At 69.3% G+C, this 9,496-nt stretch carries 5 protein-coding genes and 1 pseudogene; 5 read left to right on the top strand and 1 reads right to left on the bottom strand.

Going from position 1 to position 9,496, the window contains the following annotated elements:
- Window positions 1-11: 11 nt before the first annotated feature.
- Entirely contained in the window at window positions 12-1,562 is a 1,551-nt protein-coding gene (locus CCR87_RS15130; RefSeq protein WP_201158373.1) for an AbgT family transporter, read from the bottom strand.
- Window positions 1,563-1,979: 417 nt separating this feature from the next.
- Between CCR87_RS15130 and CCR87_RS15125 the strand changes: the two genes are divergently transcribed.
- From CCR87_RS15125 to CCR87_RS15105, 5 genes and pseudogenes are all read left to right on the top strand, one after another.
- Window positions 1,980-3,791, top strand: coding sequence for an SLC13 family permease (locus tag CCR87_RS15125; RefSeq protein WP_201158372.1), 1,812 nt, complete (start codon window positions 1,980-1,982; stop codon window positions 3,789-3,791).
- Between the two features lie 28 nt (window positions 3,792-3,819).
- On the top strand, window positions 3,820-5,616 hold the full coding sequence (locus CCR87_RS15120) for an SLC13 family permease (protein WP_201158371.1): 1,797 nt from the start codon (window positions 3,820-3,822) through the stop codon (window positions 5,614-5,616).
- A 63-nt stretch (window positions 5,617-5,679) separates the two neighbouring features.
- Complete coding sequence (locus CCR87_RS15115) at window positions 5,680-7,056, top strand: M20/M25/M40 family metallo-hydrolase (RefSeq protein ID WP_201158370.1); 1,377 nt, start codon at window positions 5,680-5,682, stop codon at window positions 7,054-7,056.
- Between the two features lie 28 nt (window positions 7,057-7,084).
- Window positions 7,085-8,776, top strand: a complete 1,692-nt coding sequence (locus tag CCR87_RS15110; RefSeq protein WP_201158369.1) for a hypothetical protein — start codon at window positions 7,085-7,087, stop codon at window positions 8,774-8,776.
- Window positions 8,777-9,388: 612 nt separating this feature from the next.
- Window positions 9,389-9,496: pseudogene (locus CCR87_RS15105) on the top strand (IS110 family transposase); the annotation flags it as partial.

Here is a 9,496-nt window from a genome sequence, read left to right as displayed (position 1 = left end):
GGGCCCCTCATTCAGACCCCAAGGGGCAGGCCCAGCTGATACCAGCCCACCAGCAGCAGCGACCAAAGGACCAGCAGCACCGCCGTGTAGGGCAGCATCAGGGCGACAATCGTGCCGATGCCGGCGTCCTTCTGGTATTTCTGGGCAAAGCCGACCATCACGGCAAGATAGACGTTGAGCGGCGTGATCACGTTCATCGGGCTGTCGCCGACGCGGTAGGCGGCAAGCACCAGGTCCGGGTCGCCCCCAAGCCGCATGAACAGCGGGATGAACACCGGCGCCAGGATCGCCCATTTCGCCAGCGCGCCGGTCAGGATAATGTCGATCAGCGCCACCAGACCGACGAACAGGAAGATGTAGGTCGTGGCCCCGAAGGGCGCGGTCTGCAACCGCTCGGCCAGGTTGACCGCAAGAACGGTGGCGAGGTTGGTGTAGTTGAAGAAGGCGATGAAGTTGGCGATCACGAACAGCAGGAAGATCATCCCCGCGAGGTTGCCCCACGTCTTCACCACTAGACCGATCGCGGCGGTGACGTTCGCGATGGTGCCCGCGGCCCGCCCGTAGGCATAGCCCACGAACATGAACATCAGGCTCAGCAGCACGATCAGCCCGGACATGAAGGGCGACCCGGCCATGATCCCGCCGGTGTCCTGGTTGCGCAGGATGCCGAAGGGCGCCGGCGGCAGCGTCAGCAGCGCAAGCACGCCGAGAAAGATCAACGCCGCGCGACCGGCCGCCTTCAGCCCCGCCTGCTCGGCCTCGGTCATCCCCTCATGCACCTCCACCGGCACGCCGCCGGTGTAGGGCCCGAGGCGGGGTTCGACGTATTTCTCGGTCAGCAGCGTGCAGATGATCGCCATCAGGATGGACGACACGATCATGAAGAAGATGTTGCCCACCGGGGTGATCTGCCGGCTGGGATCGACCGAGCGCACGGCGTCGTTTGTCACCTCCACCAGAAGGGCATCGGTCGGCGTGACGAAGACGTTGACCAGGAACACCGCCGCGACGCCGCTGAAGCCGGCCGCAAGCCCCGCCAGCGGATGCCGGCCCAGGCTGTGGAAGGCCGCGGCCGCCAGCGGGACCAGCACCAGATAGCCCGCATCCGCCGCGATGGAGGACATCACCCCCACCATCACGATCATGAAGGTGAAGTAGCGCGCCGGCGCCACCATCACGAGCTTGCGCACCAGGGTAGAGATCAGGCCCGACTCCTCGGCCAGGCCGACGCCGATCATGGCCACCAGAATCACCCCCACCCCGGTGAAGGCGAGGAAGTTCGCCACCGGGCTGGTGATCAGGAAGCGGATGCCGTCGGGCGACAGCAGGCTGCGCACGGCGCTCGTCTGCTCGACGATCTCGCCCAGCGCGGCGTCGTAGCCCTCATAGGTGACGGAGGTGCCGAGCAGCCCGAAGATCGCCGAGAGCACGACGACGATTCCGATGAGCATGAAAAAGATGATGGCCGGGTGCGGCACCGCGTTTCCGACGCGCTCGATCACCCCGAGGAACCCGCTGAGCGAGCCCTCCTTCACGTCGTCGGAACCCTTTGGTGTCGCCATCGTCAGCCCCCCCGAAGCTTGCGACGCCCGGGAATGACTTCCCACCGTCGCCGGTAATGATTCCAACGGACCAATTCTGACGGAAACTCGCCTCCCGCGAGCCGTCTCCACAACGTTTGGTTGCGCCCGACGGAAAACCAGAACGAGAATCAGGAGCTATCACGGAGAAGAGAGGCTAAATGTATAAGGTTTGACAATTCAGAACGCTTTTTTCCTTCGCGTTCATGGAGTGCCTCTTTTTGTATAACGCGGTTTCCGAACGACATTCCTTTCTTGACAGTAACGGCGGGTGTCGGCCATTGATTCGTCTGGAAGCGGTATTGCAGCGTGTGGTTGGCCGGGCCAATACTCCGGCTGGACTGTTTCGGCGCGGGGCAATCGCCGGCTCGTTCCTCGCAATGCTCGGGAGGGCTGCGTTTGTCCGACATCTGGATCGTCTTCGCCATCATCGCCGCGGTGATCGCCCTTTTCATCTGGGATCGGGTGCCGGTCATCGTCGTCTGCGTCGGCTGTGCGCTGGCACTGTGGGCCACCGGCATCCTGACGATCGGCCAGAGCCTGGCGGGCTTTGGTGACCCGGCGACCATCTTCGTCGCCTCGCTCTTCGTCATCAGCGCCGGGATGGAGCGGTCGGGGGTAACGGCCTGGGTCGGGCAGGCACTGATCGACAAGTCCGGGGACAGCCGCGTGCGGCTGATCGTGTTCATGATGCTGGCCGTCGCGGTGCTCAGCGCGCTGATCAGCGTCAACGGCGCGGTGGCGGCGCTGTTGCCGGTGGTGGTGGTGCTGGCGGTGCGGCTGAACCGCTCGCCCGGCCGGCTGCTGATGCCGCTCGTATTCGCCGCGCATTGCGGCTCGCTGCTGCTGCTCACCGGCTCGCCGGTCAACGTGCTGGTGTCGGAGGCGCTGCTCGACTCCGCCGGGCGCAACTTCAACTATTTCGAATTCGCGCTCGCCGGCATCCCTGCGGTGATCGGGGGCGTGGTGATCGCCGTGTTCCTGGGCGAGAAGCTGCTGCCCGCGCGCGCCAGCAAGAACCTGCCCAGCGACCTGAGCCGCCATGCCCACACGCTGGTGGAACAATATCGCCTGTCGGCGGAGGTGCAGACCCTGCGCATCGCGGAGGAGTCGCCCCTGATCGGCAAGGAGCGGCGCGCCTTCGACCTGTCCGACCGCGAGGGCCTCGCGCTCGTGTCGGTGCGCGAGGCCACGGGCAGCGCAGGTCCGGGTCGGCGCGACCAGTTGCAGGCCGGCGACCTGGTCGTGGTGCGCGGCGACAGCAGCGCCATCGGCGAGTTCGCGCAGGAGCTTGGCCTCTTCCTCGTGCAGGAGGCGGAGGGCACCGACGCCGCGAACAATCTCTTCAACCGCGACTCGGCGCTGGCGGAGGTGGTGATCCGCCCGCGGTCGCCCCTGATCGGGGATCACTTCTTTCCCGGCATGGTGACGCCCAGCGGCGACCTTGTGGTGCTGGCGATCCAGCGCGGCGGGCAGGACCTGACCGCAGGAACGGCGCTGGAGGCCGGCGACACGCTGCTGCTGCAGGGCACCTGGGAGGCGATGGAGACCCGGCTGGAGGCCGCCGAGGTGCTGGTCGTTGATTCGCCCGAGCTGGTGCGCCGTCAGGCGCTGCCGATGGGTCCGGGTGCGCAGACGACGCTGGCGATCCTCGCGGTGATGGTGGTGTTGCTGGCGACCGGTCTGGTGCCCGCCTCGGTCGCGGGCCTGCTGGCCGCCGGTGCCTTCCTTGTCAGCGGGGTGCTGAACGTCGATCAGGTCTACCGCTCGATCAACTGGACCACCGTGATCCTGGTGGGGGCGATGATGCCCCTGTCGGTCGCAATCCAGCAGACCGGCGCGGCACAGCTGCTGGCCGAGGGGCTGGTGAACTGGGTCGGCGATTCCGAGCCGCGGGTCCTGCTGGCGGGGCTGTTCGTGCTGACGGCGGTCCTGGGGCAGGTGATCTCCAACACCGCGACGGCGCTGATCATCATCCCGATCGCGGCGGTGACGGCCACGCAGATGGGCATCGCGCCGGAACCGGTGCTGATGGCGGTGTGCATCGCGGCGGCGGCGGCCTTCATGACCCCCGTCGCCACTCCCACCAACCTCATGGTGATGGAGCCGGGCAGCTACAAGTTCGGCGACTACTGGAAGTTCGGCCTGCCGTTCATGGTGTATTTCTTCTTCGTGGCCGTCTTCTGGGTGCCGCTGGTGTGGGGCTTCTGAGGCACGCGGCCGGCGCGAAGGGGCGGGTATGAGCGACGTCAACCTCCTGCTCCTGATCGTGCTGGGCACGATCGCGCTGTTCGTGTGGAACCGGCTGCCGCTGGTGGTGGTGGCGATGGGCAGCGCGCTGGCGCTCTATGCCACCGGGCTGCAGTCGCTCGATCAGGTCTTTCGCGGCTTCGGCGATCCGGTGGTGATGTTCGTGGCCTCCCTGTTCATCGTCACCGCGGGGCTGGAGGCGGCCGGCGTCACCGCCTGGATCGGCCAGCAGTTCGAGCGGCTGGTGGCGGGCAATCCCGACAAGCTGCTGATGGTGGGGATGCTGGCGGTGGCGGCGCTGTGCCCGCTGATCAACGCCAGCGGCGCGGTGGGCGCGCTGCTGCCGGTGGTGATGCTGATGGTGGTGCGGCTGGGCGCGCAGCCCGCGCGGTTCCTTCTGCCGATGGCCTTCGCCTCGGGTGCGGGGGCGCATCTGGCGCTGACGGGCGCGCCCAAGAACGTGCTGATCGCCGATGCCGCGGCAAACTACGGCCCGCGCGCCATCGGCTTTTTCGAGTTCGCGCTGGTGGGCATTCCGATGCTGGCCGGCACGGTGGTCATCGTGCTGCTGCTGGGCCGACGCCTCGTGCCAGAACGCACCGCCCCCAGCCTGCCGCGCGACCTGAGCAAGCATGCGCGCACGCTGGTGGAGCAGTATCGGCTGGCGCAGGACGTGTTTGCGCTGGTGCTGGCCGCGGGCTCCCCCCTGATCGGCAAGCCGGTGCGCGACCTCGGGCTGCCGCCGGATCTGTCGCTGATCATCGTCAGCGACCCGGAGGGCGTGCCCCGGCTGGAGGGGGTGATGGGGGCCGGCGACCGCATCCTGCTGCGCGGCCCGCCCACCACCGCCGCCGACTTCGCCCGCGCCACCGGCACCCGCATCCGCACCGTCTCGGACGAAGAGGCGGCGGGCAAGCTGATCAACCGTGCGGCTGGCGTCGCCGAGGTGGTGATCCCCCAGCGCTCGCCGCTGATCGGGACCCGGGTGTTTCCCGGCATGGTCACCCGGGGCGGCGATCTGGCCGTGATGGCGGTGCAGCGGCGCGGCGACCCTCTGGTGGGCGAGGTCGCGCTGGAGGCGGGCGATCATGTCCTGACCCAGGGCAGCTGGTCGGCGCTGCTGCGCAACGAGGCGCGCGCGGGTGTCCTGCTGGTGGACCGGCCCGACACCGTCCGCCGGCAGCTGGTGCCGCTGGGCACCGGCGCCAGGGCCGTGCTGGCCATCGTGCTGGCGATGGTGACCGCCATCGCCACGGGCTTGCTCGCGCCGGCGGTGGCCACGGTGCTGGCGGCGGGCGCGATCCTGGTGCTCGGCCTCGTGACGGTGGAGGACGCGTTTCGCGCGATCAACTGGACCACGGTCATCCTGATCGCCGCGATGTTCCCGCTGTCCACCGCGCTGGTCGACACCGGGGCGGCGCAGATGGTGGCCGACCGTGTGGTCGCGGTGACCGGCGATGGTGAGCCGCGTCTGCTGCTGGCGATCATCTTCGTGCTGGCCGTGGCCATGGGCATCGTCGTGTCGAACACCGCGACGACGATGATCCTGCTGCCGATCACGGTGATGTCGGCCGCGGCCTACGGCATCTCGCCCCTGCCCGCGCTGATGGCGCTGAGCGTCGCGACCTCGGCGTCGTTCCTGACGCCGGTCTCGACCACCGCCAACACCATGGTGATGGGGCCCGCGGGCTTTCGCTTTGCGGATTACTGGCCGCTCGGGCTGCCGTTGACCGTCTGGTACTTCGTCGTCGCCGTCGGCCTCGTGCCGATGATCTGGCGGTTTTGAGATGCGCCCGGCGGGAGGAGGCCGGCCGCAGCAACCCGTTGCAACCCGGAGGAGACCCGACCCATGAGCGATCTTGACGCCGTCCTTGCCCACATCGACGCAGATCTCGACCACGCCGTCGCGCGCCTGTTCGAGACGCTGCGGATGAAGTCCATCTCCACCGACCCCGCCTACAACGGCGAGACGCGGGCCTGTGCGGAGTGGCACGCGCGCGACCTCGCCTCCATCGGGTTTGACGCCGCCGTGCGCGACACCGCCGGCCATCCGATGGTGGTGGGGCACGACCGTTCCGCCACGGGCACGTCGGTGCTGTTCTACGGCCACTACGACGTGCAGCCCGTCGACCCGCTGGAGCTGTGGGACCACGACCCCTTCGCGCCCTCGATCGAGACGCGGGAGGACGGGTCGAAGTTCATCGTCGCGCGGGGGGCGGCCGACGACAAGGGCCAGCTCATGACGTTCGTCGAGGCCTGCCGCGCCTGGAAGGCGGTCACCGGCAAGCTGCCGATCCCGGTCACAATCCTGCTGGAGGGCGAGGAGGAATCGGGCGGCGTCAACCTGCCACCGTTCCTGGAGGCGAACGCCGACGAGCTGCGCGCCGATGTGGCGCTGATCTGCGACACCAACATGTGGGACAGCGCGACGCCCGCCATCACCACCTCCCTGCGCGGGCTGTGCGGCGAGGAGATCATCATCCACGCCTCCGACCGCGACCTGCATTCGGGGTTCTACGGCTCGGCGGCGGCGAACCCGAACCATGTGCTCGCGCGCATCCTTGCGGACCTGCGCGACGAAGACGGCCGCGTCACCGTTCCGGGCTTCTACGACGGCGTGCCCGAGCTGCCCGCCGCGCTGCGCGAGAGCTGGGCCAAGCTCGACTTCTCCGAGGCGGCCTTCCTGGGCGAGGTCGGGCTGTCGGTCCCGGCGGGCGAAAAGGGCCGCTCGGCGCTGGAGATGGTCTGGTCGCGCCCGACCTGCGAGGTCAACGGCATGGGCGGCGGCTATCAAGGCGCGGGCTTCAAGACCGTGATCCCGGCGATGGCGTCGGCCAAGATCTCGTTCCGCCTGGTGTTCGAACAGGACCCCCACAAGGTCCGCGCCGCCTTCCGCGCCTTCGTGGAGGCCCGGGTGCCCGCCGACTGCCGGGTGGAGTTCATCGAGCATGGCGCGGGCCGCGCCGTCGCCTTCGACACCTCCGCCCCGGTGTTTCAGAAAACGCAGGCCGCGCTGACCGAGGAATGGGGCAAGGACGCGGCGTTTGTCGGCGGTGGCGGGTCGATCCCCGTGACCACGATGATCAAGGAACGCATGGGGATGGACGTGGTGATGGCCGGCTTCGGCCTCGCCGACGACCGCATCCACAGCCCGAACGAGAAATACGAGCTGCAGAGCTTCCACAAGGGCATCCGCTCCTGGGCCCGCATCCTCGCGGCGCTGTGACGGCGCGGCGGCAAGGGGGGGTGGGCTGATGGCCCCGCGCGGCCTGTCGGCCTTCGACCCGCTGACACGGGCCGAGGCGGCGCTGGTCGCGGGCCTCGACAGCGGCACCTATGACCGCGTCGGCGGCGGCGGCCTGCCGGAGGCCGGGGACGAGACCCGGCAGGTCCGCGCCGACGTGATCCGCCTGCTGCTGCTGGGCGGCCCCGAGGTGCCGCGCCTGCACGAGACCGGCCTGCGGCTGGGCGGTGCCTGGATCAGCGGGCGGCTCGATCTGGAGGGGTGCCGGATCCCGCGCGACATCGGGCTGGCGGACTGCCGGTTCGAGTTCGAGCCGGTGCTGCGCTCGGCAATGATCGATTCGCTGATCCTCGACGGGTCCGTCCTGCCCGGCCTCAGCGCCGACCGGATCGAGGCGCGCGGCGACATCTATCTGCGGGCCGCCACTGTCGCGGGCGCCATCCACCTGCGCGGCGCCCGGCTGGGGGGCGAGCTGGTGCTCGACGGCGCGCAGATCACCGAGCCCGACGGCGTGGCGCTGAATGCCGAACGGCTGGAGGCGCGCGGCGGCCTGCTGCTGCGCGGCGCGGTGGTGCGCGGCGGCATCGCGGTGCCCAGCGTGCGGCTGGGCGGCGCGCTCAATGCCATCGGCGCGCGGGTGGAGCGTGCGGGCGCCATGGCGCTGGATGCCACGGGCCTGCATTGCGCAAGCGACGTGAACCTGCGTCGCATCACCATCGAGGGCGAGTGCGAGTTCAACGGCGCCCGCCTGCGCGCGGACGTGGACCTGCGCGAGGCGCGCCTCACCGCGCCGGGGCTGACCGCGCTCAGCTTTCGCCGCGCCGTGATCGACGGGGCCCTGATCCTGCGCGACGGCACGACCCTGCAGGGCGCGCTCAATCTCAACGGCGCGAGCATCGGCACGCTCGTCGACGCCCCCGGCAGCTGGCCCGCGCCGGGCGAGTTGCTGTTGAACCAGTGCCGCTATGACGGCTTCCTCGCGTCGCCCATCGACGCGGACTCGCGGCTGGCCTGGCTGGCGCGCCAGGACCCCGCGCGCTGGGACGAGGATTTCTGGCCCCAGCCCTATGAACACCTCGCCAGCGTCCTCAGCGGCACCGGGCACGCCGACGACGCGCGCCGGGTGCTGGTGGCCAAGGAACGCCTGCAACGGGCCGCGCAGCGCGCCCGCATGCGCTGGCGCGCGCTGCGCTGGCTGATGGCGGTGCGCGACTTCCTGCTGGGCATCACGGTGGGCTATGGTCGGCAGCCCTTCCTCGCCTTCCTCTGGCTGGCGCTGTTCTGGGCGCTTGGTGCGGGCATCTTCAGCCTGGTGGAGTATCACGAGGCGCTGCGCCCCGTCCCGTCGGTGATGGTGCGCGCGCCGGAATGGGTGCTGTGCGCCCTGCCCGCGGGCAGCGAGACGTTCCTTGCCTCCCTTGGGCAGACGCGCGCCGGGCTGGCCACGCCGGGACAGTCGCAGCTTGCCTGTTTCCTCGCCCAGCCCGAGGCCGCCAGCTACACGCGCTTCAACGCCTGGGTGTTTTCCCTCGACACGCTGATCCCCGTGTTCGAGGCCGGACAGCAGGACTTCTGGCTGCCCGACTCGCGCCATCCGGTGGGCTTCGCCGGGCGCATCTTCGTCTATCTCCTGACGATGGCCGGCTGGGCGCTGAGCCTGCTTGCCGTCGCCGGGTTCTCCGGCATCGTCAAGCTGAAGTGACCCGGCATCCGGCGCGGGGACAGGGGCCGCGTCATACCAGCGGCCTTAACTTTTGACCGTTCTGGCGCAGTCTCGGGTAGTGATCGATCGGACGGTGTCGATGTCGTTTGCGAAGAATTTCCAGGCGTCGCAGCATCGCGCGAAGATGTTGTCGTAGGTCTCGAAGACGGAGATGGCGAGGCGGTTGGCGCGGAGGTCGGCGAAGGCGTTCTCGATCGGGTTGAACTCCGGAGCGTAGGGCGGAAGTGGCAGGAGGGTTGATGTTGCCAGGGACGCAGAGCGTCTTCGCCCCATGCCATCCGGCCCCGTCGAGCACGCGAACGGCGTGCGCACCCTCGGAGACGGTGCGGGAGATCCCGGCGAGGTGGGCGGTCATCGCCGCCGTGTCGGCGTGGGGCATGACGAGCGCGGCGGTGGTGCCGCGCCCGGGACAGACGGCGCCGAAGATGCAGGCCGAGGTGTAGCGGCTATCGTGGGGCGCGCGCGGGCGGCTGCCGCGCGGGGCCCGGATGCGGGTCAGAGTGCCTTGCTGGGGCTCTGATGATGTGACCGCCCCCCGACGGCATCGATGTGCCAAGGTGGGTTTGCGAAGATCCACAGAGGGGAGCGGTCATGTCGGAGATTATCACGGTCGGGCTCGACCTGGCGAAGAATGTGTTCCAGGCGCACGGCGCCGACGCCTCGGGGCGGGCGGTGCTGCGCAAGAAGCTGAGACGGGAT

The sequence above is a fragment of the Rhodobaculum claviforme genome, from assembly GCF_016653255.1.
In the GTDB taxonomy this organism is placed as follows: domain Bacteria; phylum Pseudomonadota; class Alphaproteobacteria; order Rhodobacterales; family Rhodobacteraceae; genus Rhodobaculum; species Rhodobaculum claviforme.
Note: the sequence above shows the minus strand (reverse complement) of the source record. Positions and strands in the feature narration are given on the sequence as shown.

Bases quoted from the DNA above. Each gene is read 5' to 3' on its own strand.
- CCR87_RS15110 (WP_201158369.1), top strand. From the start codon at position 7,085: ATGGCCCCGCGCGGCCTGTCGGCCTTCGACCCGCTGACACGGGCCGAG.
- CCR87_RS15115 (WP_201158370.1), top strand. From the start codon at position 5,680: ATGAGCGATCTTGACGCCGTCCTTGCCCACATCGACGCAGATCTCGAC.
- CCR87_RS15120 (WP_201158371.1), top strand. From the start codon at position 3,820: ATGAGCGACGTCAACCTCCTGCTCCTGATCGTGCTGGGCACGATCGCG.
- CCR87_RS15130 (WP_201158373.1), bottom strand. From the start codon at position 1,562: ATGGCGACACCAAAGGGTTCCGACGACGTGAAGGAGGGCTCGCTCAGC.